We start from the raw sequence: 25,457 nt of genomic DNA, 5'->3' as shown, positions 1-25,457 counted from the left end.
CCCGTCTTTTTATTAACAAAAACCAACACCTCTTTAATATTTCTTTAAAAATTTTAAAAATTCTCTTTATATTCTTTTAGTACAATGAAATGGAATCTACTAAACGGAGGAGAGATAATTCATGTTCAAAAAGATGGGTGCTGTTACATTGGGAGCCGGTCTGGTTTTGGCCGGAGGCGGCGAAAACGTGACGGAGGCTCAGACAGAAGCGAACCAGTTCGGGTTTCCCGGGATGTGGAATCCCGGCTGGAATGAATCTTCTCAGCAGGATGAAGTAGAGAACATCATTTATATGATACCGGATGGCTTTAATGCAGATTATGCAGCAAACTATCGGTGGTATAAAGGAGAAGATGCAGTCTGGGATGAACATCTGAAGGGCATGTTTAAAACAAGATCCAGCGACTCCAGGGTAACGGACTCCGCTGCTGCCGGGACTGCCATGGCAACAGGACATAAAACAAACAATGGAATGGTCGGCCTCGATGCGCAGGGAAATGAAGTGGAAACTATTCTGGAAGCTGTGGAAGAGGAAGGGAAATCCTCCGGACTAGTCGCAACGTCCAGAATCACCCATGCTACACCAGCAGTCTTTGCTTCTCACGTGGAATCCCGTGACAACCAAGCCGAAATCGCAAAACAGATGCTTGATAACGACGTCGATGTCATGCTGGGAGGTGGAAAAGAATATTTCCTGCCGGAATCTGAAGGCGGCATGCAGTCGGAAGAGCATTTATTGCAGCAGGCTCAGGATGCTGGTTACCAGCACGTGGAGACAAACGGTGAGCTGATGGAAACCGACAGCGTGAATGTCAATGAAGGGGAAAAGCTGCTCGGTTTGTTCGCAGATGGTGCACTGAGCCCTGAACTGCAGCGTAGTAGCACAGAAGAACCAAGTCTTTCCGACATGACAAGCAGTGCCATTGATACACTGAGCCGGGATCAGGATGGATTTTTCCTGATGGTGGAAGGTAGTCAGATTGACTGGGCCGGTCATGCCAATGATGCCGGATGGGCCATGAGCGATACCGAGGCTTTCGAACACGCTGTGGAAGACGCCATCACCTTTGCCGAAGAAGAAGGAAACACCCTTGTCGTTGTGGCCGGTGACCATGAAACAGGCGGAATGTCTGTAGGAACCAATGGAGAATATGATGTACAGGCCGATAAGCTGAAAGAGGTGCAGGCAACCGGTGATTATATGGCAGCACAATTAAACGAGAACCGCACCAATGTCCGGGAAGTCGTCGAAAATCACACCCCTTTTGAATGGACAGAAGAAAACATTACAGCGGTACAGGAAGCGGATAATCCTGCCGCAGCCATCAATACCATTGTAAGTGACAAGGCTCTCGTAGGCTGGACAAGCTCCGGACACACCGGTGTAGATATTCCCGTCTATGCTTATGGTCCTCAATCCGATTCCTTCAGCGGCCTTCTGGATAACACGGATCTGCCGAAAATCATGGCTGATACGATGAATATCAGCCTGGGCAGTAATCAATAATCACTGAACACAAACAACATTCCATCTTTATGAAAAAAGAGACCGGGACAAAAGATAACGAAACATGAAAGTCTTGAGTCGCTGTTCAGGAGTCTCATAGCAGCGAAGTCAAAATGCTTCGACTACTGCTCAGGACAGCCCAAGCCGCAGGATGTGCGGTCAGGGCCGGCGCACGAAACCCTCTAATGTACCTCAGGCATCTTGTCCAACGACGTTTTAGGGAGTCCGCAACCTTCTAAAGTGCCTTGGGGATCATTCCTGATGACGTTTACGGGCGCACCGGACCCTCTAAAGTGTCTCCGACGACATGCCTGATGACGTTTGAGACGCTGCATGATACCCTAAAGTGCCTTAAGGACTATTCTCCGCCGTTTTCACACAGCGGCAGGCTCTCGTTGCTGCATCGCCCCGTTCAGTTTCCCGCTGAACGCAGCCTCGATTCGCTCATGACAACGTTTACGGCAGGGGACGAAACCTTCTAATGTACCTCAGGCATCTTGTCCAACGACGTTTTAGGGAGTCCGCAACCTTCTAAAGTGCCTTGGGAATCTTTCCTGATGACGTTTACGAGGGTACCGAACCCTCTAAAGTGTCTCAATAGTCATGTATAACGACGTTTACAGGAGCGCAGAACCTCCTAAAGTGCCTTAGAACCCATTACCAACGACGTTCGCGCCCCCAACCTGTACAAAACAAACAATTATACCGAGTGGCACCGTGATCCCATCGCGGAGCAGTGCAGGTGTGGCTTCGATTCCGGCAAACGGGCCCTGGAACAGCCGTGGTGCGTCGGTTTCGACAAGCAGCTGACCCGGAGGAACGGCGGAGGCAGGCCGTACCCGGGGCGAAGAAGGCACGATGAGCCCGGCGATCGATGCCTCCCTTGCGCTCTACAGTAAAAGCGAAACATATTGGCGCAGCGGTTTGTCTCAGCAACGAAAAATACCGAACGATTTTTAAAAAATCGTTCGGTATTTTTCTATCTTATAGAAGTTTTGTCCCAGCCTCTTTGGAAGAGACCATATGACTTTTTCTATTTAGACCAGTACGCTTCATTCTGGCGGATTTCTTTTTGTATTTCTCTTGGTTTGGATGTTTCATCTATGATGATACATTCAATACCGTTTATCTCTGCCCAGTCCTGCAGGTCTTCACTGGTGAGGTCATAGGAAAGACAAGTGTGGTGCGCGCCTCCGGCGAGAATCCACGATTCGGCTGCATCCTCCAGATTCGGCTCCGGTCTCCACAGTACTCCGGCTACCGGGAGGTGCGGCATGTCTTCTTCTATTTCCACTGCTTCCACCTCATTCAGAATCAAGCGGAAACGGTCTCCCAGATCAATGAGACATGCGTTCACCGCGCTGCCTGCTTTACTGTTAAATACAAGCCGTGCCGGGTCTTCTTTTCCTCCCATCGGTAATGGGTGAACCTGAATTTCCGGTTTTTCGTCTTCTTTTTTAATGCTCGGACATACTTCAAGCATATGCGACCCCAGAATTCGTTCTTTTCCGTCCTGTAGATGGTAAGTGTAATCTTCCATAAACGCTGTATTGCTGCCGTTTGTCATCATTTTCATGGCACGCACGAGCGCTGCAGTTTTCCAGTCTCCTTCCGCGCCGAAGCCGTATCCTTTCTCCATCAGGCGCTGTACGGCAAGTCCCGGAAGCTGTTTCATACCGTGCAGGTCCTCAAAGTTCGTCGTAAACGCCGTGTAGCCGCCGTCCTCAAGAAATGCTTCCATGCCGGCTTCAATACGGGCCTGTTCGCGTACAGCCTGCCATGTCTCTTCATTATTTCTCGTCTCTTCCGGTATTGTATAGGATTGTTCATATTCCCTTACAATTTGATCAATTTCCTCATCGGCCACCTTGTTTACGTACTCCACCAGATCGCCAATGCCATGAGCCTGCACAATCCAGCCGAATACAGCTTCAGCTTCTACTTTGTCACCTTCTGTTACGGCAACGTTGCGCATATTGTCCCCAAAACGAGCCACCTTGATATTGCGGCCTTCAGAAGCTGTAACCGCCGCTTTTGCCCAGCGCCCGATCCGCTTTTGCACGTGAGGCTGCTGCCAGTGGCCGGCAACAACTTTCCGCGGGATATCCAGACGCGCTGTCATGAAGCCGAACTCACGGTCACCGTGGGCGGCCTGGTTGAGGTTCATGAAATCCATATCAATTTCATTCCACGGAATTTCGGCATTGTACTGCGTGTGAAGGTGCAAAAGCGGCTTCTGCAGTGCTTTTAAGCCTGCGATCCAGATTTTTGCCGGCGAAAATGTATGCATCCATGTAATAATGCCGGCGCAGCTGTCATCGCTGTTTGCCTGACGGATGAGTGTCAGGATTTCATCAGAGGTGGTCACCACCTGCTTAAAGCGGATTGGCGTTGTGATTGCCTCCCCTTTCTGCAGTCCCTCTACGATATCTTCTGAGTGTGCTTTCACTGCTTCAAGGGTTTCCGGACCGTATAGGTGCTGACTTCCGGTGATAAACCAAATTTCATTCTGTTTTGCTTTTATCATTCGTCTTTGTCTCCTCTCACCTAATAACTTGTACGTATAAGATAATATCATCTATACCGTTACTTGTTAATGTTTCTTTTCTCTTTCACAATAAAATTTTATGACGTTTTATTAGTAGTACAATACATTCATTCCGCCTTGTTCTTGTATGCAAAAAGAACGATATACTTATTATTCATTGACACTAGTACGTACATGTAATATCTTGTAGTTATCGCTTACATTTACAAATAAGGAGTGTTTCAATATGAAAAGCGATCAGTCCGTGTGGTATATTATTTTAATTGCCTGCGCAGCTGGAATGGCCGGTTTTTTATATGGATTTGATACCGCTGTCATATCCGGAGCCATCACTTTCCTTCGGGATTTGTACAGCTTATCACCGGCTATGGAAGGTATTGTTATTTCCAGTGTTATGGTAGGTGGAGTTATTGGTGTCGGCATTTCAGGCTTTTTAAGCGATCGAGTAGGCAGGAAAAAGATTCTAATGGTGTCAGGTATTATTTTCGCGATCTCTGCTTTGTGGTCTGCATTGGCCGGCAGCGTTCTTTCTCTTATCCTTGCCAGATTCCTTGGCGGTCTTGGTATCGGGTTTGCCTCTGCGCTCTCCGTTACATACATCGCTGAATGTGCCCCTCCTCATATTCGAGGAAGACTGGGTTCGATGTATCAGTTATTCACCATCATCGGCATTTCCGCCACCTTTTATATTAACCTCGCTGTAGCAAACTCTGGAAGCTATCAGTGGGGACTGGAAACAGGGTGGAGATGGATGCTTGGTTATGGTGTTATACCAGGTATTTTATTCTTTCTGATTCTTATTTTCATACCGGAAAGCCCGCGGTTTCTGGTTAAAAACGACAGAACCAGCGAAGCGTTGGATACATTACAGCGTATCAATGGCCAGGACACCGCCCAAAAGGAACTGAACTCCATCCAGGCTTCAATCGACATGGAAACCAGCACCTCCATAAGAGAACTGCTGAAGCCGGGGCTTCGTAAGGCGATGCTTCTGGGCATCTTTTTGGCTCTATTTAACCAAGTGATAGGTATGAATGCAGTAACATACTACGGCCCTACGATTTTCAACATGATGGGTTTTGAAAATAATACTGAATTTCTCGCTACAAGTTTAATTGGAACCGTTCAGGTTATTTTCACTGTTGTTGCTATTTTCTTGATTGATAAAGCAGGCAGAAAACGGTTGATGGCTGTCGGTTCCAGTCTTATGGCTGTCTTCATGGTTTTAATTGGTCTTGTTTTCTACTTTGATGTTCAGGGAATTTGGGGACTGCTTGCTATTATGGGATTCACGGCGGCCTTCTGTATTTCCATGGGACCGATTCCGTGGATTATGATTCCGGAAATCTTCCCAAACTACTTGCGTGCCAAAGCAGTCGGCATTGCTACGATGTTTTTATGGGGAGCGAACTTCAGTATCGGCCAGTTCACGCCAATGCTCATTAACAACGTAGGCGGCGCCTTCACATTCTGGATATTCGCCGTCATCTGTGCCATCTGTTATATCTTCGTCATGACCATCGTTCCAGAAACGAAAAACAAATCGCTCGAAGAAATCGAAACGATCTGGAAGCCGGAAAAGCGTTATATCAGTTATTAATCAAAAAAGGAGGGTGCCGGGGCACCCTCCTTTTTTCTTTGGTTACTTTTTGCTGCTCCAGTAGAATTCATTCTGACGGATTTCCTTTTGAATCTCTCTTGGTTTGGACGTCTCATCAATGACGATGCATTCTATCCCGTTTATTTCCGCCCAGTCCTGCAGGTCTTCACTTGTCAATTCGTAGGATAGACAGGTGTGATGGGCCCCTCCGGCAAGAATCCAGGATTCGGCTGCATCCTGCAGGTTCGGCTTCGGTTCCCAGAGCACCCGGGCTACCGGTAAGTGCGGCATATTTTCGTTGATTTCTTCTGCTTCGACCTCGTTTAGAACGAGGCGGAACCGATCCCCAAGGTCAATGATGCATGCATTGACCGCGTGCCCGGCACGACTGTCAAAGACGAGGCGGGAAGGATCTTCCCTGTCCCCCATAGAGAGCGGGTGAACCTGAATTTCCGGTTTGCTCCCCGACTCCTGAATGGTCGGGCAGACTTCCAGCATATGAGACCCTAAAATCCGTTCTCTCCCTTCTTCCAAATGATACGTATAGTCTTCCATAAAGGTGGTTTCCTTTCCTTCTGCCATTACCTTCATGGCACGGACGAGTGCAGCTGTTTTCCAGTCTCCTTCTCCTCCAAATCCGTATCCTTTCTCCATCAGGCGCTGTACGGCAAGTCCCGGAAGCTGTTTCATGCCGTGCAGATCTTCAAAGTTCGTCGTAAACGCCGTGTAGCCGCCGTCATCAAGAAACGTTTCTATGCCGGCTTCAATGCGGGCTTGTTCCCGTACCGCATCCCACTTTTCCTGATTATTCAGGATATCCTCCGGAATATGGTACCGCTCTTTGTAGTCGGTCAGGATAGCTTCCACATGTTCTTCTTTCACGTGATTCATATAATCGACTAAATCTCCAATACCGTGAGCCTGCACGATCCAGCCGAACACAGCTTCCGCTTCGACTTTATCTCCCTCTGTTACGGCAACGTTTCGCATATTATCTCCAAAACGCGCCACCTTGATATTACGGCCTTCAGATGCTGTCACCGCTGCTTTCGCCCAGCGCCCGATACGCTTTTTTACATGAGGCTGCTGCCAGTGGCCGGCGATGACTTTCCTCGGAATATCCAGACGTGCGGTCATAAAGCCGAATTCACGGTCACCGTGGGCAGACTGGTGGAGATTCATGAAATCCATATCAATCTCATTCCACGGAATCTCGGCATTATACTGCGTGTGAAGGTGCAAAAGCGGCTTTTGCAGTGCTTTCAAACCTGCAATCCAGATCTTTGCCGGGGAAAACGTATGCATCCACGTAATGATGCCGGCGCAGCTGTCATCGCTGTTAGCCTGCCGCATGAGTGTCAAAATTTCATCGGAGGTAGTGACCACCTGTTTGAAACGTATTGGTGTCGTAATGGTTTCATCTTTTTTCAGGCCCTCGACGATATCTTCCGAGTCAGCCTTCACTGCATCAAGCGTCTCCGGGCCGTATAAATGCTGGCTTCCTGTGACAAACCATATTTCATAAGTTTTTGATTTGATCAATGATCGATCCCTCTTCTCTATTGTTTTTTATTTCTGTTTATGAAGCCGGATCATATTCCATGACATTTTCGGCAGGATGCCCTGAAGATGCCCGTTTTCCATATAAGATTTTCCGTTATGATGTGGTTTAACCTGTTCCTCTCCTACTGTGTTCACGGCTTTTGGATCGTCATGTTCGAGCACCACATGTTCTGTTACTACGAATCCTTCAAACGAGCGAATATCACAATCCACTTTCAACGTGTTTTCCAGGTGACGGTTTGTTGCAAAAACAACAAGCTCTTCTTTTTCTTCGTTATAAACAACAGACGTATCAAGATACGGCACATCGGTGAACTCTTTACTGTCGTATTTCGGTGAATGTATGACCGGATTCAGGGCGGTGCCGCGGCCGTAGAGCGATGTGTAGTAATAAGGGTAGAAAATCGTTTGTTTCCAAACCCGACCTCCGTTATCGGTCATGATCGGAGCTATGACATTCACCAGCTGCGCCATGCAGGCCATCTTCACCCGGTCGGAGTGTTTAAGCAGGGTGTGCAGCAGACTTCCGACAAGCACCGCATCTTCAAACGTATACACATCTTCCAGCAGCGGCGGCCCCGTCTGCCATGGTTCCACCTTTTGATCCTCTGCCGTGGAGTGAAACCAGACATTCCATTCATCAAAGCTGAGATTAATCGTCTTATTGCTCCGTTTTTTTGCCTTGATGTAATCACATGTAGAAACCACTGTTCCAATAAAATGATCCATCTCCATGGACTTTGCCAGAAAATTGGCCGTGTCGTTTTCATAATTCGTGTAATACTGATGCAGGGATACGTAATCCGCATATTCATAAGTATGTTCGAGTGTCGTGGCTTCCCACTGCGGGAATGTAGGCATGTTGGAGCTGGAGCTGCCGCAGCTGACCAGTTCAATATCCGGATCCACGAGTTTCATGGCTTTCGCTGTTTCATAGGCGGTTCGTCCGTATTCTTCCGCTGTTTTACCACCGAGCTGCCACGGTCCGTCCATTTCATTTCCAAGGCACCATGTTTTAATTTTGTGAGGCTGCTCGTACCCGTGACTGCGGCGCAGGTCGCTGTAATAGGTGCCTCCCGGATGGTTTGTATATTCGAGAAGATTTCTTGCCGCATCAATCCCGCGTGTTCCGAGATTCACCGCCATCATTACGTCTGTACCTGCTTTCTTCGCCCAGTCCATAAACTCATTGGTACCGACCTGGTTGTTTTCAATGGAGCGCCAGGCCAGTTCGAGGCGGCTCGGACGTTTGTCTTTCGGCCCCACCCCGTCTTCCCAGTTATAAGCCGACACCATATTGCCGCCGGGATAGCGGACGATGGGAACCTGCAGTTCTTTCACCAATTCCAGTACATCCTTTCGGAAACCGCTGTCATCAGCTTCCGGATGTCCCGGTTCATAAATGCCGCCGTACACTGCGCGCCCTAAATGTTCAATGAATGAACCATAAATTCTCGGGTCAATTTCCGATACTTTAAAATCCTTATCTACGACCATTTTTGCATTGGTCAGCTGCTGTGCCATGTTACCGCCTCTTTCTACCATTATTTTTTAAAGCCGCCTGAATACCAGGCAGCTATTACTTATACGCACAAGCTGTTGTTAATAATAAGGCCAGCCTTCTGCATCCCATTGAAGGTCGCTGATTAACAGTTTCGGAGCACCATCATCTTCGGTATCGTAAGCGTGCCGGGCTATGATGCGGTTTTGATAAACAAACTGCCCGCCGGGACCGGCCCACTTTTCATTACCGCTGTCGATAAGCGTTCCGCCTCCCTCCATCATAGGGACGCCGGTTCTATCAACATAGGGTCCGGTAATAGAATCCGACCGTCCAACGACAATCTTGTAGGTGCTGTCTGCTCCCTGGCAGCAGTAATCAATAGAGGCAAAAAGATAATAGGAACCGTCCCTGTACGTAATCATTGGATTTTCAATAGATCTGTCATTTACTTCACGCTGGGCGATGGAATGCACTTCCCCTTCCGGCTTCATCGTGTTTTCATTCAACCGTGTCAGCTTGAGACCGCTCCAGTAGGAACCATATGCAAGCCAGGGGTCTCCATTTTCGTCTACTGTCATATTAGGATCAATCGCGTTGAAGTTATCACCTGCCGACGAATGAACCACCACCCCTTCATCTGTCCAGTTCCCATTTTGAATGGAATCCGAGGAAACAAGACCGATTGCGGAATCATTCGATCCGAAACTCGATACGGAGTAATAGAGCCAGTACTTCCCATTATATCTGCTGATGTCAGGAGCCCAGATATCATTGTAATTCTGTTCCGGCGCGTAATTGTCCCACCAGTCCAGCGGCTCATCAAAGACCGGATCCTGCAGGTTCCAATTCATTCCGTTTCCGGAGGCAGTCAACTGCAGCCCTTCGCCGGTGTAGAAGGTGTACCAGGTTCCATTCTCTCTGATCAATGTCGGATCATGTGCAATTGTATCTTCTTCCACATTCCAGTGAGCTGCATCGGCATCCATTTGATATACAACTAAACCACCAATCAGCACACCAAGCGACAGGACTGTACCTTTCACTCTTTTGCTCTTCATTAAAGCACCTCTTTCTTCAGATTTATCCCGGATATTCCACCTGTTCTGTTTCGGAAATACCGGCTTCTATATTCCTCAGAGACCACAACATCAGTTTCATGACAGTGTAACTGACAAGACTGCCTGAAAAGAATAGAAAACCCGCAGGCAGGACAACACTGAAATATACCATACCACTGAGAATAACCAGGATGGCCAATGTCATCGGAAGTCGTGCCAGACCTATAATAAATGCATTTTTGAACAAGGTTTTAACACCGGCTTCGTAATGGACAAACAACGGGAAAATATTCACACAGACGAGGAGAAACAGAAAAACAATGAAATAAAACGCCGCCGTCACTATCATTGAAAATTCATCGTTCCATTGGAGAAGAATTTCAAAATTAAAATAAAGCAGTCCTGCCGCCGCTGTGAGAATCCATCCGATTAGATTGGCTTTCCAGAAATCCTGCTTCACCTGACGGAAGTACGTTTTTATTGTTGGAAACTCTGTTCCTTCCATCAGCCATTTTCTTGTGACAGCCAGCATAGCCGAACTTGCCGGAAACAGCCCTGCAGCCACCAGACCTGCGAGGCTGGTGAGAAGCCAGAGCATATTTAACAAAGCCAGCCGAGACAGCCATTGGAAGGCCCCATCCAGACCTGTGACCGTTTTTTCAAGCATGCATTTCCCCCTCTTTCATGACGTATTATCCTTTCACTCCACCGACGGTAAGGCCGGATATGAAGAATTTCTGAAAGAACAAAAACAGAATGATAATCGGAATAATCGTCAGCACTGAACCGGAAAACAGCAATTCGTAGTTATTGCCGTAAGGTGTCATTAATGTAGAAAGGCCGATTGGCAGTGTGAACATATCACTCGAACGAAGAACGAGAAGAGGCCACAGAAAGTTATTCCAGCTGGTCAATCCCTGCAGGATAGCCATTGCTGCAAAAGACGGCCCCATTAACGGTGCCATGATACGAAAGAATATTCCGTATTCCGTGCACCCATCTATCCTTGCCGATTCCATTAATTCTTTCGGCAGTCCCAGACAATACTGTCTGAAAAAGAAGACAGCGATAGGAGCCACAATCAATGGCAGCATAACGGCAAAGTAGGAATTAATGAGATTAAGATCAATCATCAGCTGATACAACGGCAGCATCAAAATCTCAAATGGTATCATCAGTATAAAAAGAACGAGCACAAACAATACATTTCTTCCTTTAAACTGATACATCGCAAGCGCATAACCTACCATGGACGAAAAGAACAGGGACAAAACAATCAACATCCCACTGATCAAAAGACTGTTGAGGTACCAGCGCCAATACTGCTGTCCGCTTTCTGAGAAAATGGATAAGTAGTTGCTGAATGTTAATTCAGCTGGATCGAATAAAAGAGACAGTCCTTCCCTCATCAATCCCGACGCCGGACGCAGCGATGCAACGACCAGAGAGATAATCGGAAACAAGGCGGTTAGTGTAATAACAGCAAATATAAATGTAACGGCAATGGATATCCATTTTTTCTTTTTCGTAGTCATCTTCTGCTTCAATCCTCCTTAAAGGCTCCGACAAATTTAAGCTGGATTATGCTGACAATAAAGATGATAATCATCAGTACGACCCCGATCGCGGCACCAAAGCCCATATCATTCTGGGATATTCCTTCCTGGTATATGTACCCGACCACAGTCAATCCAATATTACCGGGAGAATTGTTCTGCCAGAAAACGAAGCTTTCTTCAAACATCCGGAAACCATTAATGATTGTAATTGTGGATACAAAAATGATGACCGGCTTTAAGGATGGCAGCGTAACGGAGAAAAATTTCTGAAAAGCATTGGCTCCATCGATATCCGCCGCTTCATAAAGTTCTTCGGATACATTCTGCAGTCCGGCGAGAAAATAAAGAATATTGACGCCGATCCACCGCCACGCGGCAAGCATAACCATCAAAAACATTCCGGAAACAGAGCCGTATCTCCATTCAACCGGTGATATTCCAAAAAATCCAATAATCTCGTTTATAACAGCGGTTTCAGACTCTCCAAACATCATCCGGAAAATAACACCGGCCACGATAACGGAAGTCAAAGCAGGTACAAACAAAGAGGCACGGAAGAAGTTACGGAATTTTAATAATTTACTATTTAAAAAGACAGCTAAAATAACAGGCAGAGCAACGAGTATCAATACAGTGAACACCACGTAGATGCTCGTATTAAGCAAAGCCCGGTAAAACTCCGGGTTAAGCAGCCGTTCATAGTTCCGAAGGCCGATAAACTCTACCTGTCCCGGCAGCACCTGCTGAAAACTCATGATGACTGCCTGGATCATGGGGTACAAAAACAACAGTAAAAACGACACAATAAAAGGAGTCACAAAAACATATGGAGCTGCTTTTCGTGAAGTGAGAAACCTGGACAGTTTCGATGATTGTTTCGTTTTTACTTTATTTACTGAAGTGGAAGTTGATGGCTCCAAGTCAGTACCTCCTTTCAACGTTTATGAAAATGGAGGGGGAGGCAGAGCACCTCCCCCTTTCTCAAAGACAGGAATTCATTACTCGCTCATCCCACTCCGTACGGATTCTGCGGCCTGTTCGAGTGCCTCCTGCGGTGTACTGCTCTGCTGACGGACAGCACTATTCAGCACATTCGTGTTAATTTCGTTTGTTACATCCGACGTTTCAGGTGTAATGTTCAATCCTTCCACTTCGTCGTTCAACTCAAGCAGCATGTCAAAAATATCATCGTGGAAATATTCATAATACTTGTTACTTTCACCCATTTCTTCACTATCCCAAACACTGTACATCGGTGGATCAAAACCAAGCTCTGTCCAGAGATCAATGTTGCCTTCTTCGGTCAACTTCGCTTCTGCCAGAAACTCTTTAGCCAGTTCAGGTTTTTCTGTCTGGTTCGTTACCACTGTACCGGTACCACCCATTCCGGAGGTGCGGTTCCCGTCTTCTTCCCATCTTGGCAGCGGGCGGATCTGTATTTTTCCTTCAAGGTCTTCCATATAGTCAATAAACCGGCCCATGTACCACATCGGCATCATCAGTGAAGCGGCACCGCCGTCATTCATGTAGCCGTAGTACTGTTCTTCATGGTGGTCACCGCCTGGAGCAATCTCTGCGATTTCATGTTCATGGACCATATCATTCATAAACTGAAGGGATTCCACGTTGGTTTCATTATCAAGTATGACTTCTCCATCTTCATTGAAATAGTCGGATCCCTGCTGAGCGATGAGCGGCCAGAACGTAAACTGATCTGTCGTCTCCACCGTAGTCATCATCGAGTCCGTGTTTTCAGTCACTTGTTTACCTGCTTCAACATAGTCATCCCACGTCTCTATGGAATCAATATCGACGCCTGCTTCATCCATGATTTCCTCATTGTAATACATGACCGTGGCACCTACGTGATACGGGAGACCATAATAATTATCATCTTTGGAATATAGATCAAGTCTTCCTTCCACCATGTCTTCAAGAACAGGTTCAACCTGGTCGTTCATGGACTCGAATTGAACGTCCCCTTCCAGAAAGCTTCCAAAATGACTGACTTCAATGTCGGCAATGTCCGGCGCCCCTTCTCCGGATTGCAGCGCAAGCCTTAAGTTGTTATTCATCTGATCAATCGGAAACACTTCAGCAGTCAGCTGAATCTGCCGGTCGGGATTTTCCTCATTCCAACGCTTTACGGCCGGCTCATAGACCCCAATATGCTGTTCATTGAATGTCCAGAATGTCAACTCTGTCGCTTCTTCACTGTCCGGTCCGATAACAGAAGTGTCTTCTGCTTCGCTTCCACCAGCTCCTTCACTTCCGCCATTTCCCCCGCAGGCAGCAAGAAAGAGTCCTGGAATCAGCAGCAAACTTAATGATTTTTTCAATATGTTCCCCTCCCTGATTTTGATTTCATAAGCGCTCCCTGTTCATACAACGCGGGATATATGAAATCTTTTCTTTAACTTGTACGTATAAGCTAGTTACTATTGAACCATATATCACCCTTTTTTGCAATCGCTTTCTTATAATTTTTTAAAAATTCACCTATGGGTATATATTACAGCAAAGCAGTACATCATGTTTTTACGAGATAAAGTTGTACGTTCAAGTGTGGTATAGTAAAATGAAGAAAGTCTTGCAGTGAGGTGTACTATGACTCCTAAATACAAAAATGTAAAGCAGTTTATTAAATCAAAAGTCCTCGACGGGTCGTACCAGCCCCATCAGAAAATACACTCCGAGTATGAGCTGGTAAACTACTTTGACGTCAGCCGCCATACCATCCGCCAGGCGATCGGTGAACTCGTGAGTGAAGGCTGGTTGTACAGGGAACACGGAGTCGGAACATTTTGTGCCGATCGTTCCCGGTTTCTTCAGCAGCCCGTCAGAAAAAGTATCGCCATCATTACAACATACATGTCCGATTATATTTTCCCCCACATTATACGCGGGGCGGAAAGTTATTTAAGTGATGCCTGCTACAATGTTATTTTATTTAATACAAATAACGACCTGGAAAAAGAAAAATCCGCACTTGAGAACATCTTAAGCCAGCGTGTAGAAGGTATTATCGTAGAACCGACCCGCAGTGCCTTTACCAACCCGAATATTAATTATTATCTAAATCTCGAAAACCAGCAGATTCCTTTCGTGATGATTAACGCCTTTTACGAAGAACTGGAGCCGTTCCACCTTGTCATGAACGATGAAAAAGGCGGTTACATGCAGACACGCCATCTTCTCGATCTCGGCCATGAAAAGATTGCCGGAATTTTTAAAAATGACGATATCCAGGGAACGCGCCGGATGAAAGGTTTTCTAAAAGCGCACCGGGAAGCTGGGACGCCTGTTGATCCAAACCAGATTATCACATATAGCACAGCAGAAAAGTTCGGGAAGCCGGTGGAAAAAATCAAGCAGCTGCTGAAAGAGGCATCGCAGCGTCCCACCGCTATTGTCTGCTACAACGATGAGCTTGTGATTCAGGTGCTGGATGTCATTCGAGAGGAAAAACTCTCTGTTCCAGATGATATTTCCATTATCGGCTTTGACGATTCCTCCCTGACCGAAACAACAGAAATCAAGTTTGCTTCCATCAAACATCCCAAAACAAAAATGGGAGAAGATGCCGCCGCTTTGATTGTCGACAGAATAGAGGGAGCTTCCGAAGACAGGGCAGAATCTATTGTCTATGAACCGGAACTCGTGCTCCGCAACTCCACCGCCGCCCCTGCCAGCGGAACCAGCTCCATTGCAACATAAACATAATAAAAAAAGGGACTCTGGGAAATGATCCAGAGCCCCGTTTTTTTATGGAAAGATTCGCAGCGGATACTAAAGGCAGTTCTTCGGCATTTCGTGTCCTCAGCCTTCCCCTTCACGAAAATACTTTTTTATGTTTCCTGCTTCGTGAAAGGATACGACGGAACGCCCCACCCGGACATATGCAGCATTTTCAGTCCGGTATAGCGGTGTTCCCGTAAATGATGGGCCTGTTCAAGACTTTCCTGCACCAGTTCATGATGAATGCCCAGTTCTTCAGGAAGTTCCGGGCCGCCCACTTTTCTGAGAAGTTCTCTTATTTCACTGGAAGACGGCATATTACCGATCCAGTGTTTGATGGTTTCGGCATGCTCTTCCAGTCTTCTCTTATACACCGGTTCCTCCACCGGAAGTTCTTCCGGTTTGGTAAAATAACCTTTGTACAAATCAGAAATAATAGACGTGGCAACGCCGACCTTGGCGCCGTGCAGCTTCTGCTTTCTTCCCTCTTTCAGAAAAATCAGTTCCCAGTAATGAGAGAGATGGTGCTCAGCCCCTGAAGCTGGCCGGGAATGGTCCAGTGTCATCATGACCAGTCCCGAAAGCAGCAGACTCTCCATTAATATTCTAAGTCCCTCTTCCTCCCCTTGTGCAATACGTTCTGCTTCGTTTCTACATGTTGACCAGGCCCTCTGCATCGCACGGCTCGCCCACTCGTTATAGGTTTCTTCTGCAATAAGCCGGGAAATCTCCCAGTCAAATACAGAAGTCGACTTCGCCGCCATATCACCAAATCCTGCCGCCGCCATTTCCTGCGGGGCGCCACGGAGTACGTTCACATCAGCAAATACTGCCAGAGGGGCAGCCGCCTGAACGGTCTGCTTTACTCCACCGAGGATAAGAGGAGCTCCTTTGGATGTAAATCCATCAACAGAGGCTGCGGTCGGAACCGAAATAAATGGGATCTTCATTTTAGCGCTTACAAACCTGGTGATATCATGAATGGTTCCGGAACCAACCGCCAACAGGCAATCCGTATGTTCCGGAATCTGAACAAACATCTGCATGATGGTTCGTTCGTCCGCTGTCACCTGGCCGTGCTCATTTTCAGGCGCAAGTACAGTCTCCAAAGCCGTATTTGCATCACTGAACAACTGCTCCATTTTATCTCCAGCAGCTTTTTTCGTGTTCGTATCTTCTATGATGACAATATTATGGAAGCCTTTCTCTCTCACATAACCTGTAATATGATCAAGACTGTTTTTTTCGACTTCCATGTGTTCCACGGGAAGCGGACAACCTTCATAACAGTTTTCGGAAAGATTCTGTAATTCTTGTTTCAGCATCAACATGCTCTCCTTCCACACTTCATAATTAAACCAGATGCTGCCAAGCCGTTTCGTACCTCTTCAAGTCCTCCTGACTGAACAAAACAAAGCGGATTGCCTGCACCGATTTCAGGTGCCGGCTCTGTTCATAAACCTCTTTGACTGCAGCCGATGCCGCTGCTTCGACCGGATACCCGAACGCTCCGGTGGAAATAGAGGGAAAAGCAATGCTCTGGATGCGATGTTCTTCCGCCCTCTTAAGCGCGTTTCGGTAGCAGGCACGGAGCAGCTCCTCTTCGGGTCTGTCTCTGCCATATACCGGACCGAGGCAGTGAATGACATAATCATTCGGCAGGTTGAATGCTTCCGTTGTTACGGCCTCTCCCGGCTGAATAGGAGCCATTGGCGCTCCTGCTTCCGCCAGTTCAGGACCTGCCGCGCGGTGCAGCGCGCCGGCAACTCCCCCGCCCATCATCAATTCCGCATTCGCTGCATTAACAACCGCCTCCATATCCTTCTGGCGGGCAATGTCTCCCTGCAGACATTCCACCGCAATTCCATTACGTTGTACGTGCATGTTTACTCCTCCTCCTGATCGAGTTTCGCCAGAATATCATGCATATTGAGTACCGATTCCTGCAGTTTTATCAGATCTTCTTCCTGAAGATGTTCCAGCCTTTTTTCCATCCCCTCCTCCAGTTTCACAGCAATTCTCTGCAGGCAGCCGGCCCCTTCGCCGGTCAGGCTCATATACTTCACACGCCGGTCAGCAGAAGAGGGCGTACGAATCACAAATCCCGATTCCTCGAGTTTCTGTACAAGAGGAGTTAGATTGGATTTCTGGATACGTAATTTTTTTCCGATCTCCGTTGATGTTAAATCGCCGAAATCTTCCAATGTCTTTAATATAAAAAAGTCAGTGACGCTTAATTCGCTGCCCTGATTCGTTTTGGCAGGCGGAAGCAGTTTTCTTTTGATCATCGGAAACAAGGTCAGAAGATCTCTCGCTATTTCCTGGTTTTCTTCCTTGTTCATGATAATCCCTTCTTCATTTCAAAATTTGACAAGCATTTCCCTGCACCTGATAATACAGTTATAATAACATAACTATTTTAGCCGCGTAATCTAAAAAAAGGCAGGGGAAGACATGGAATCTATTATTGAAGTCGACCGGCTGAATAAACAATACAAAGATACCCATGCAGTGAAAAATGTTTCTTTTGATGTCGGTCAAGGAGAAATCTTCGGTTTCCTTGGACCGAACGGGGCAGGGAAAAGCACAACAATCAATATGATCTGCACGATGCTTGCTCCGACAAGCGGAACTATTACGATAAACGGGTTTGATGCCACTGTACAGCGCAGTAAGGTAAGAGAAAGCATCGGCATTATCTTTCAGGAAAATACACTTGATGAGAAGCTGACCGCCGGAGAAAATCTAATGCTGCACTGCCGTTTCTACCGTGTACCAAAGAAAAAAAGGGAAGAACGGATTCAGGAAGTACTGCAGATTGTCGATCTGACCGAAAGCCGGAACAAGAAAGTCGAAACCTTTTCAGGAGGCATGAAACGCAGACTTGAAATGGCACGCGGACTGCTGCATTACCCAAAAGTTCTTTTTCTGGATGAACCGACCGTCGGCCTTGATCCTCAGACCCGCGCCCATATGTGGGAATACATTCTGCGTTTAAAACGAAAAGAAGGGATTACCATGTTCTTGACCACGCATTATCTGGATGAGGCCGAAATCAGTGACCGGATCGCAATCATGAACCACGGGGGCATTATTACAATCGACAGCCCGGCCCAGCTGAAAAAACAGGTCGGCGGCGACATCATTGAGCTGGCAGCAAAAGATAATGACCAGGCGGAAGTCGAATTGAAGCAGTACATCGAAGAAGGAGAAATCATCCGGCAGGAGGGCACCATTCAAATAAAAACCGCCGACAGTGACAGCATTATTTCCGGGTTGATGAAAGAGTTGTCTGTGCCTATTACTCATCTGAACATCCGTAAGCCGACATTAAATGATGTCTTTTTATCGTTCACCGGCCGTGACATCGAACATTCAGAAAGCTGAAACGGGGGTACACCATGGAAGGAATATTTGCCATATGGCAGCGCGATGTAATTAAATTTCTGCGGGATCGGGCACGGTTATTCGGTTCTTTCAGTATGCCCATATTATTTCTGCTCATCTTCGGAGGGGGACTTAGTGGAACGATGGAAGGCCTGATCAGCGAAACGGTACCGGAAGGAGCGGACTTTCAGTATATTCAGTTTGTCTTTCCGGGTATTGTAGCGATGACACTGCTTATGACATCTGTCTTCTCCTCTTTATCTATCATTGAAGACCGGGATTTCGGCTACATGAAAGAAATTCTTGTTTCTCCGGTCTCCAGGGTGAGTATCGCTGTCGGGAAAATGCTCGGTGCCTCCACCGTCGCCTGTATCCAGGGGGTTATGATGTTTCTTTTGATTCCCTTTCTCGGCATCAGCTACCCTCTTGCTTCGATAATCCAGGTGATTCCGTTTATGTTCCTGCTTGCCTGTGCCCTGTCTTCCGTCGGTCTGCTCATCGCGAGCTTTCTGAAATCCACACAGGGATTCCAGCTTATTGTCCAGCTTCTCGTTATGCCGATGGTGTTTTTATCCGGCGCTCTGTTCCCGGTTAACAATATGCCCGGATGGATGGACATCGTGGTGAAAATCAACCCGGTCACATACGGGGTGGATATCATGAAAAAAGTCATGATAGATACCCAGTCCCTGGCTCCGGCTATCCGGGAAGCGATGGGACTGAACCTTACTTTGTTCGGGCGCAGCATTACCGTGGCCGAAGAAGTGCTGTTCATGATTGGTTTCACCACGATCCTCGTTTTACTTGCAACGTTGAGCTTTCGGCGGACCAATGCGTAATGGATGTCCTGCCATTTAAAAGCTGGAAAGACCGCTCCATTCCTGAAAGCGGTAGAGCCAGTACGAAAGAGCCGATTCATCGGCGAATGTTTCGTAATCCTCGGTATAACGACCCTCCTCATTGTTCCATACCCGTTGAAAATAGGCGTCCGTCTTCTCCATCACTTCGGTGTCTGACGCCGCACTTATTTTCACATTCGTTTCAAGATTAAAATCTCCGATGTTTCGTTTTGTGTAATTGGCCGATCCTCCGATCAGGACATCCTCGGTTTCTTTTTCTACAAAAACCATCTTCGTATGAAACTGTTCCCCGTTTGTATGGTACCATTTCACCTCTACATCTCCACCGGAATCCTCCACCAGTTCCGCGGCGGCCGGGCGGTTGGGAATGCCGTTCTTTTCTCTTCCAAACGCGTCTTTGTTTGGATCAAGCACAAGCCGGACATCCACTCCTCTGTCTGCTGCTTTCAACAGCGCGCTGATCACATCGCGGTCTGAAAGGTAAAACGCACCAACTGTCACGCGGTCTCCCGCTCCTGCCTCCCTTATCTCTTTCAACGTATGTTTTTCAATCTTACCTTCGGTGAGCAGCTGAAGCTGATACGGTCCTTCTTTTGAAGAATCGTCTTCCACCTCCATAGACGAAAACAGGGACGGATCAGCGCCGGCCATTTCCGCCACAGCCTGCTCTGTTTTCAGCATATCTTCAAGGATGCCGCCCTTTATTTCAAATCCGATATTGGAATGGTCGGCACTGGCATCATGTGGATTAGCAGACGTGACCAGTCCCCGGTCTTCGGTGATTACCGTTTTCCGGTGGTTGGCTTTGAAATTCAGAAGTTCGAGATAAGAGCGCAGTGTCACATCCGGAGCATCCGGGCTGAAAGCATTCGGCAGCCAACCCTTTCCCCCGGTACCGAACCACTGAAAAAACGTTCTGTATACCCCCGAGTACGCCGGATTTGAATCCCTGAGCGGCTTCATGTTCGTATAGAACACCGGAATATCAGCTTCTTTCATGCTTGTAAAAGTATCTGTCTTGTACGAACCATAAAACGTGTTAATCCGGTCGGTTATCACGACAATATCCATGTTCGGATGGTTCTGTTTCTTTTCTACCAACGCATCGGCCAGACTTCCTGCAACCGCGGGAAAGTTCATCGATTGGTCATACTGCCCATTAAACAAAAACATATCCACCACAATAAAATCTTCCGCTTCCTGAATCATCTCAAAGACGCGGTCAAAAATCACCTGTTCCTGCTGCTGCTCTCCGCTTTTCTGATAGGTCAGGTCGTACAGAAATTCGATATCATTGGTGCGGTGAACGTCTCCTTCAACAGATGTGTGATCCGGCACTTTCTTATATAGATGATAGACCGATATCATCATGACACAAAACATCAGTATCAAAAGTCCCGCCACGACCGGACGACGGGTAAATATGGCTGTCATACGCTTCCCCTTCCCTTTGTTCCTTTATTCTCCTTTCATCTTAAAGGACAAACCGCTTCGGGTAGAACCTTTTTTTGAGATGCAGGAATAAAACAAAGGATGCCTTCTCATTCTAAAAGAAAAACCCAGGGTGATGTTATGTCAGCGAATGTTTTCAGAATAGGGTATGTCATCGTTTTATGGATTATCAACGTCCTTTTTCTCCCTCCAACATCGTTTAAATGGTGTTTGATGCTCTTTCTTTTATTTTCGGTGTTTTTTTCACCATCAATTTATGGGTGTTTCATTTTACATACGGCAGACTCGCCCTATACGTCGTTGTGAATTTTTTGATAGACCTTCTTTTCGCCTATCCGCTGAACAAACTTTTTCAAAAAATCGGGCATTACAAATTTAAAAATATGAACGCGGCCGCTATGTTTATTATCAGCTTTTCGCTTGCCCTGGTGAACTATGGGTTTCAAAAGTTCATCGAAAAATCCGATACTGGTTCACAGGCGCCGTATCACTAAAAAAAGCCGGAAGACAGATCGTGAACTGCCCCGGCTTTATTCATTGTGATAACCTGCATGATATTGTAATTCTTGGCGCCCCAGGCAGGAATCGAACCTGCGACCTACAGCTTAGGAGGCTGTTGCTCTTCCCCTGAGCTACTGGGGCTCAATGTCACAAACCCTATTATACCAACAGGTTCGGGGGTTGTAAATGTTGAAACCTCCCAGGCTGCTGCTCCCACTGACGGCATGATTCAATAGAAAACCCTTCCGAACAGGAAGGATTTTCTTTATTAAAAGGTCGTTTGTGTTTTTCAGAGCGTATATACATCGATGTTCTTTTCCTGCAGATGCATGCGGTCGTCGTCTTTCATCTTGTCTGTAATAAACGTATCCACAGCGTCCCAGTTGGCGATTCGGCTGAAAGACTGTACGTTGAATTTCGTATGATCGGCAAGTACGTAAACATCGTCACCGGCTTCGATCATTTTCTGTTTCACATGCGCCTGGAGTTCGCTCGAATCACTCAATCCTTTTTCCGCATGAATCCCCTGGCAGGAAAGAAAGACTTTGTCTACATGATACATGTTGATGCTGTATTCGGTCAGCGGTCCGACAAAGGAAAGCGAGCGCGGTGTCAGCATGCCGCCGGTGGATATCACCTGGATATGCTGTTTTTCACTTAATTCGGCGGACACTTTCATCGAATTAGTGAGCACAATGAGCGGGATATCCGGCAGACCTTTAGCCATATACCAGGCGGTGGAACTGGCATCGAGAATGATACGGTCGTTTTCCTCCACGAACTCGAGCGCCTTTCTGGCAATGCCGTTTTTCTCTTCGACATTCGTAATTTCCCGCTTGGAATACGGTGTTTCCGTTTTGTCATTTTTATTGGAAACGGCGCCTCCATGGCTCCTCTTGATTTTGTTTTCCTTTTCGAGATGATCCAGGTCCCGCCTTATCGTTTCTTCTGTTACACCGAACTGCTCGCTCAGTTCAGAAACACGGACGCTCCCTTTTTCATCGACCGTCTGTAGAATTCGCTCGTACCTCTCTGCCACTAACACTCTTTTCCCTACTTTCCTTCTATACGGTGAGGTCTTCACCGTTATTTACTCCTATCGTATCACAAAATGTTTTATACGCACGATGCCACGTGTCTTCTTCCTCAGGGAAATAAAAAGCCATTTCCGTACTCTTGAACGTAACCATCCGGGCATCGGCAAGGTTCTCCACCTTTCCGGACGCCATCAGCTGTAACATCACGTTGCCGATGGCACTGCCTTCCACGGGACCGGCCCAGACAGGTTTGCCGAGAGCATTCGAAGTGAACCGGCACAGCATCTCATTCTGAATACCACCGCCGACCATGTGCAGTCCGTAGAACGGAGTTCCCGCAAGATACTGCGTCCTCTCAAACACATACCGATATTTCAGCGCAAGACTTTCCAGCACACCTCTTGTGATTTCGCCGCGGGTCCGTGGCACGTACTGATTGGTGTCATTGCAGTAGGCCTTGATTTCATTCGGCATATGAGCCGGGTTTAGAAACCTGAAATCATCCGGGTCGATGAAGAAAGCAAAGGCAGGTGCCGCTTCCGCCTCTTCGAGAAGCTTCCCATAATCTACCTTCTCATCGAATTCCCAGATCCGCCTGCATTCTTCGAGAATCCACAACCCCATAATATTTTTCAGGAGACGGAACGTGTCATTCACGCCGCCTTCATTCGTGAAGTTCCATTCAAAAGCCTTTTCATTAATCACCGCATCTTCCACTTCTGTTCCCATTAAAGACCAGGTCCCGCAGCTCACGTAGGCAAAATTCTGATCCAATGCCGGGATACCTGCTACAGCCGATGCTGTATCGTGTTCTCCGGCAGCTATGACAGGAATCGGTTCGGTGTCGAGTTCTTCACACAGCTCTACGCTCAGTTCCCCGATGACTGTGCCCGGTGTCACAACCTCCTGAAACAGATCCGTACTCACCCCGGCCGCCTCCACCAGCTCGCGGTCCCATTCCATCGATTTCGGATTGAAGAGCTGGGTGGTTGTCGCATTCGTAAATTCCGTTTTCTTTTCACCGGTCAAAAAGTAGCGGAGCAGGTCCGGCATTAAAAGAAGATCCACGGCTTCGTTCAGAATCGGTGATTCCGCCCGGCTCATCGCCTCCAGCTGATAAATGGTGTTAAAAGGGAGAAACTGAATACCGGTTTTTTCAAAAATGTCTCTGCGGCTTATTTTGGATTTCTGAAATTCTTCCATAACACCGTCGGTATGGTGGTCCCGGTAATGATACGGAGCGCGGAGAAGTTCGCCGTCTTTTCCAAGCAGGCCGAAGTCGACTGCCCACGTATCTATCGCAATCGCTTCGACATTCTCTCCTGCCTGCACCGCCTTCCAAATTCCCTGTTTTATTTCATGGAACAGCCGGTACACATCCCAGTGCAGGCGCTTCCTGATTTGTACAGGTGTGTTATCAAACCGGTGAATTTCCTTCATGTGCAGGCGGTAATCCTGCACGTCGGCCAGAATCGCACGCCCGCTCCCGGCGCCGATATCAAAAGCTAATACACTCATCAGCCTGCACCGCCTTTGCCCCGCTTCAGAATTTTTTCGGCGTAGCCGCTCTCGCGGTAAGCCTTCATCGGATCCGGCGCGGCTCCCATCTCTTCACGGACAGCTTTCAGAAGCGGTGTTACATCAAATTCATACGCTTCCCTCACAACTTCTTCGGCCCACAGCACATCCTGTTTCTCCTGAGCTTCCCGGAGTTCATCAAGGTTGACGAGGCAGGCTTTGGCATACAGGTTCTGGACATTCATAATCGAGCGGATCATAGCAGGAATTTTCGGCTCGATGTTGTGGCACTGATCGAGCATATAGGCGATGTTGCCGGCGGTCTTCGCCGCGGCCGGATCCGCGCCGTCTTCTTCGGCTGCCACAATCTGCTGCATAATCAGAAAGATCTCGTGCGGATTATGGGCTGCGACAATCAGATCGTCATCAGCATATTTCCGGCTGTTGAAATGGAAGCCGCCGAGCTTCTTCTCGTCCAGCAGATACGCTACAATGTGTTCGATATTGGCTGCCTGCGGGTGATGGCCGGTATCGACCAGGACGTCTGCTTTCGGACCCAATTTATTGGCCATGTTAAATGCCATTCCCCAGTCGGCAAGATCTGTATGATAAAAAGCGGGTTCAAAGAACTTGTATTCAATCAGCATCCGCATGTCTTCATCCAGGGCGTTGTAAAGCGTCTGAAGCGATTCATGCATCCAGTTCTTGCGTTTGCGGAAATCAGCCTGGCCTGGATAGTTGGTGCCGTCAGCGAACCAGAGGCTGATCGCTTTGGAATCGACTTCTCTTGCAATGTCTACACATTCAAGCAGGTGATCGACTGCTTTTTGGCGGATAGCAGGATCGGAATTGGTAACACTGCCGAACTTATAATCATCATCCTGAAATACGTTCGGGTTTACCGCACCGATGGCTATGCCGTGGTCTTTGGCATGGGACTTCAGTGCTTTGTAGTCATCTACTTTGTCCCACGGGATATGAATGGCTGCCGCACCGCTGCTTCCGGTGAATTTGTGCACTTGGGCGGCGTCTTCGATTTTTTCGAACGGGTCGCGGGGAATGCCTTCCTGTTCAAATACTTTGAAGCGGGTGCCGGAGTCGCCGAACCCCCATGAAGGCGTTTCCACTTCCAACCCTTTTATTTTGTTTTTCACCTTATCAAGATCGATACCGCGTGCTTTCTGCTGTTCTTCAAACAGGGCGTACTGTTTATCACTCATTCTTTTCACAGCCTTTCTATTACGTATTCAGCGGATAAGCCATCGTACTCATCAAAGCCAGTTCCGGCTGCGTGGAATCGAGGCGGCTGTACTGCACAACCACCGGTACATCACTTTCCACCGCAATCGCATACGGCACATTCTCCGGGATAGTCCGCCCGTCTTTTTCAAGACCTGCGGTTCGGATATGAGAAGCCCGTTCTGCATGCACCTGCACCTTGATATCCTTTAACGGCTCCCTGTCTTCAAAATAAGCGGTTATACTTACATTTGCTGTTGTTTCCTGCATATTCAACACGCAGATGGATTCATGACTTGTCTGCGTGCCGCTGCTTTCAGGAGGGATGAACCCATCGGGAATAATCCAATGGGTTTCTCCTTTTTTCTGTAAGGCCATGCGTGTTT

22 protein-coding genes and 1 tRNA gene are annotated in these 25,457 nt (G+C 47.5%); 6 read left to right on the top strand and 17 right to left on the bottom strand.

The annotated features are described in order from the left end of the window. Positions 1-121 precede the first annotated feature (121 nt). Positions 122-1,507 (top strand): alkaline phosphatase, encoded by a 1,386-nt coding sequence (locus tag BM058_RS00835; protein ID WP_090925138.1) that lies wholly within the window; start codon positions 122-124, stop codon positions 1,505-1,507. A gap of 1,033 nt (positions 1,508-2,540) precedes the next feature. Here BM058_RS00835 and araA (BM058_RS00825) read toward each other — a convergent pair. Next, entirely contained in the window at positions 2,541-4,034 is a 1,494-nt protein-coding gene (araA, locus tag BM058_RS00825; RefSeq protein WP_090925136.1) for an L-arabinose isomerase, read from the bottom strand. Positions 4,035-4,281: 247 nt separating this feature from the next. Between araA (BM058_RS00825) and BM058_RS00820 the strand changes: the two genes are divergently transcribed. Next, positions 4,282-5,655 (top strand): sugar porter family MFS transporter, encoded by a 1,374-nt coding sequence (locus tag BM058_RS00820; RefSeq protein WP_090925135.1) that lies wholly within the window; start codon positions 4,282-4,284, stop codon positions 5,653-5,655. A gap of 42 nt (positions 5,656-5,697) precedes the next feature. Here the strand turns inward: BM058_RS00820 and araA (BM058_RS00815) are convergent, their stop codons facing one another. The 7 genes from araA (BM058_RS00815) to BM058_RS00785 all read right to left on the bottom strand — a co-directional run bounded on the left by araA (BM058_RS00815) (position 5,698) and on the right by BM058_RS00785 (position 13,681). Then, positions 5,698-7,197, bottom strand: coding sequence for an L-arabinose isomerase (gene araA / locus BM058_RS00815; protein WP_090925134.1), 1,500 nt, complete (start codon positions 7,195-7,197; stop codon positions 5,698-5,700). Positions 7,198-7,224: 27 nt separating this feature from the next. Continuing rightward, positions 7,225-8,742, bottom strand: a complete 1,518-nt coding sequence (gene arfA, locus BM058_RS00810) for an arabinosylfuranosidase ArfA (protein WP_281244656.1) — start codon at positions 8,740-8,742, stop codon at positions 7,225-7,227. Between the two features lie 78 nt (positions 8,743-8,820). Then, positions 8,821-9,780 (bottom strand): glycoside hydrolase family 43 protein, encoded by a 960-nt coding sequence (locus BM058_RS00805; protein WP_090925133.1) that lies wholly within the window; start codon positions 9,778-9,780, stop codon positions 8,821-8,823. A gap of 22 nt (positions 9,781-9,802) precedes the next feature. After that, positions 9,803-10,447 (bottom strand): YesL family protein, encoded by a 645-nt coding sequence (locus BM058_RS00800; protein ID WP_090925132.1) that lies wholly within the window; start codon positions 10,445-10,447, stop codon positions 9,803-9,805. Between the two features lie 25 nt (positions 10,448-10,472). Further along, positions 10,473-11,315, bottom strand: coding sequence for a carbohydrate ABC transporter permease (locus tag BM058_RS00795; RefSeq protein WP_090925131.1), 843 nt, complete (start codon positions 11,313-11,315; stop codon positions 10,473-10,475). A gap of 8 nt (positions 11,316-11,323) precedes the next feature. After that, positions 11,324-12,259 (bottom strand): carbohydrate ABC transporter permease, encoded by a 936-nt coding sequence (locus tag BM058_RS00790; RefSeq protein ID WP_090925130.1) that lies wholly within the window; start codon positions 12,257-12,259, stop codon positions 11,324-11,326. A 78-nt stretch (positions 12,260-12,337) separates the two neighbouring features. Further along, positions 12,338-13,681 carry an ABC transporter substrate-binding protein gene (locus BM058_RS00785; protein ID WP_090925129.1) on the bottom strand — a complete coding sequence of 448 codons (1,344 nt, stop codon included), beginning with the start codon at positions 13,679-13,681 and terminating at the stop codon, positions 12,338-12,340. A 265-nt stretch (positions 13,682-13,946) separates the two neighbouring features. On the opposite strand from BM058_RS00785, the gene BM058_RS00780 reads away from it, so the two are divergent. Further along, complete coding sequence (locus tag BM058_RS00780; protein ID WP_090925128.1) at positions 13,947-15,056, top strand: GntR family transcriptional regulator; 1,110 nt, start codon at positions 13,947-13,949, stop codon at positions 15,054-15,056. Between the two features lie 131 nt (positions 15,057-15,187). On the opposite strand, the gene BM058_RS00775 is transcribed toward BM058_RS00780, so the two are convergent. The 3 genes from BM058_RS00775 to BM058_RS00765 are packed head-to-tail and all read right to left on the bottom strand — an operon-like array spanning position 15,188 to position 17,419. Continuing rightward, complete coding sequence (locus tag BM058_RS00775; RefSeq protein ID WP_177195372.1) at positions 15,188-16,402, bottom strand: sn-glycerol-1-phosphate dehydrogenase; 1,215 nt, start codon at positions 16,400-16,402, stop codon at positions 15,188-15,190. A 28-nt stretch (positions 16,403-16,430) separates the two neighbouring features. Further along, the gene (locus BM058_RS00770) at positions 16,431-16,961 is read right to left on the bottom strand and encodes a macro domain-containing protein (protein ID WP_090925126.1); all 531 of its coding nucleotides are present in this window, start codon (positions 16,959-16,961) and stop codon (positions 16,431-16,433) included. A gap of 2 nt (positions 16,962-16,963) precedes the next feature. Next, positions 16,964-17,419: a MarR family winged helix-turn-helix transcriptional regulator gene (locus BM058_RS00765; RefSeq protein ID WP_090925125.1), complete on the bottom strand. Its 456-nt coding sequence runs from the start codon at positions 17,417-17,419 to the stop codon at positions 16,964-16,966. A gap of 112 nt (positions 17,420-17,531) precedes the next feature. Between BM058_RS00765 and BM058_RS00760 the strand changes: the two genes are divergently transcribed. Continuing rightward, a complete protein-coding gene (locus tag BM058_RS00760; RefSeq protein WP_090925124.1) occupies positions 17,532-18,464 on the top strand; it encodes an ATP-binding cassette domain-containing protein in 933 nt (310 codons plus the stop codon). A gap of 14 nt (positions 18,465-18,478) precedes the next feature. After that, a complete protein-coding gene (locus BM058_RS00755; protein ID WP_090925123.1) occupies positions 18,479-19,303 on the top strand; it encodes an ABC transporter permease in 825 nt (274 codons plus the stop codon). 15 nt (positions 19,304-19,318) lie between these two features. Here the strand turns inward: BM058_RS00755 and BM058_RS00750 are convergent, their stop codons facing one another. Beyond that, positions 19,319-20,758 carry a phospholipase D family protein gene (locus BM058_RS00750; protein ID WP_090925122.1) on the bottom strand — a complete coding sequence of 480 codons (1,440 nt, stop codon included), beginning with the start codon at positions 20,756-20,758 and terminating at the stop codon, positions 19,319-19,321. Positions 20,759-20,979: 221 nt separating this feature from the next. Between BM058_RS00750 and BM058_RS00745 the strand changes: the two genes are divergently transcribed. Continuing rightward, positions 20,980-21,270, top strand: coding sequence for a hypothetical protein (locus tag BM058_RS00745; protein WP_245736754.1), 291 nt, complete (start codon positions 20,980-20,982; stop codon positions 21,268-21,270). Between the two features lie 73 nt (positions 21,271-21,343). Here BM058_RS00745 and BM058_RS00740 read toward each other — a convergent pair. The 5 genes from BM058_RS00740 to BM058_RS00720 form a co-directional block, all read right to left on the bottom strand. Then, positions 21,344-21,418 (bottom strand) — tRNA-Arg (locus BM058_RS00740). 148 nt (positions 21,419-21,566) lie between these two features. Further along, positions 21,567-22,322, bottom strand: coding sequence for a DeoR/GlpR family DNA-binding transcription regulator (locus BM058_RS00735; protein ID WP_090925275.1), 756 nt, complete (start codon positions 22,320-22,322; stop codon positions 21,567-21,569). A 19-nt stretch (positions 22,323-22,341) separates the two neighbouring features. Next, a complete protein-coding gene (locus BM058_RS00730; protein WP_090925121.1) occupies positions 22,342-23,832 on the bottom strand; it encodes a rhamnulokinase in 1,491 nt (496 codons plus the stop codon). Further along, complete coding sequence (gene rhaI, locus BM058_RS00725; protein WP_090925120.1) at positions 23,832-25,052, bottom strand: L-rhamnose isomerase; 1,221 nt, start codon at positions 25,050-25,052, stop codon at positions 23,832-23,834. The genes BM058_RS00730 and rhaI overlap by 1 nt, the downstream gene beginning before the upstream one ends. Positions 25,053-25,071: 19 nt before the next feature. Continuing rightward, positions 25,072-25,449: a sensory rhodopsin transducer gene (locus tag BM058_RS00720; RefSeq protein WP_090925119.1), complete on the bottom strand. Its 378-nt coding sequence runs from the start codon at positions 25,447-25,449 to the stop codon at positions 25,072-25,074. Positions 25,450-25,457: the final 8 nt, after the last annotated feature.

The sequence above is a fragment of the Salibacterium qingdaonense genome (genome assembly GCF_900114715.1).
In the GTDB taxonomy this organism is placed as follows: domain Bacteria; phylum Bacillota; class Bacilli; order Bacillales; family Marinococcaceae; genus Salibacterium; species Salibacterium qingdaonense.
Note: the sequence above shows the minus strand (reverse complement) of the source record. Positions and strands in the feature narration are given on the sequence as shown.

Coding starts and splice junctions, on each gene's coding strand:
- BM058_RS00835 (WP_090925138.1), top strand. CDS start 122: ATGTTCAAAAAGATGGGTGCTGTTACATTGGGAGCCGGTCTGGTTTTG.
- araA (WP_090925136.1), bottom strand. CDS start 4,034: ATGATAAAAGCAAAACAGAATGAAATTTGGTTTATCACCGGAAGTCAG.
- BM058_RS00820 (WP_090925135.1), top strand. CDS start 4,282: ATGAAAAGCGATCAGTCCGTGTGGTATATTATTTTAATTGCCTGCGCA.
- arfA (WP_281244656.1), bottom strand. CDS start 8,742: ATGGCACAGCAGCTGACCAATGCAAAAATGGTCGTAGATAAGGATTTT.
- BM058_RS00805 (WP_090925133.1), bottom strand. CDS start 9,780: ATGAAGAGCAAAAGAGTGAAAGGTACAGTCCTGTCGCTTGGTGTGCTG.
- BM058_RS00800 (WP_090925132.1), bottom strand. CDS start 10,447: ATGCTTGAAAAAACGGTCACAGGTCTGGATGGGGCCTTCCAATGGCTG.
- BM058_RS00795 (WP_090925131.1), bottom strand. CDS start 11,315: ATGACTACGAAAAAGAAAAAATGGATATCCATTGCCGTTACATTTATA.
- BM058_RS00780 (WP_090925128.1), top strand. CDS start 13,947: ATGACTCCTAAATACAAAAATGTAAAGCAGTTTATTAAATCAAAAGTC.
- BM058_RS00775 (WP_177195372.1), bottom strand. CDS start 16,402: ATGCTGAAACAAGAATTACAGAATCTTTCCGAAAACTGTTATGAAGGT.
- BM058_RS00770 (WP_090925126.1), bottom strand. CDS start 16,961: ATGCACGTACAACGTAATGGAATTGCGGTGGAATGTCTGCAGGGAGAC.
- BM058_RS00765 (WP_090925125.1), bottom strand. CDS start 17,419: ATGAACAAGGAAGAAAACCAGGAAATAGCGAGAGATCTTCTGACCTTG.
- BM058_RS00760 (WP_090925124.1), top strand. CDS start 17,532: ATGGAATCTATTATTGAAGTCGACCGGCTGAATAAACAATACAAAGAT.
- BM058_RS00755 (WP_090925123.1), top strand. CDS start 18,479: ATGGAAGGAATATTTGCCATATGGCAGCGCGATGTAATTAAATTTCTG.
- BM058_RS00750 (WP_090925122.1), bottom strand. CDS start 20,758: ATGACAGCCATATTTACCCGTCGTCCGGTCGTGGCGGGACTTTTGATA.
- BM058_RS00745 (WP_245736754.1), top strand. CDS start 20,980: ATGGTGTTTGATGCTCTTTCTTTTATTTTCGGTGTTTTTTTCACCATC.
- BM058_RS00730 (WP_090925121.1), bottom strand. CDS start 23,832: ATGAGTGTATTAGCTTTTGATATCGGCGCCGGGAGCGGGCGTGCGATT.
- rhaI (WP_090925120.1), bottom strand. CDS start 25,052: ATGAGTGATAAACAGTACGCCCTGTTTGAAGAACAGCAGAAAGCACGC.
- BM058_RS00720 (WP_090925119.1), bottom strand. CDS start 25,449: ATGGCCTTACAGAAAAAAGGAGAAACCCATTGGATTATTCCCGATGGG.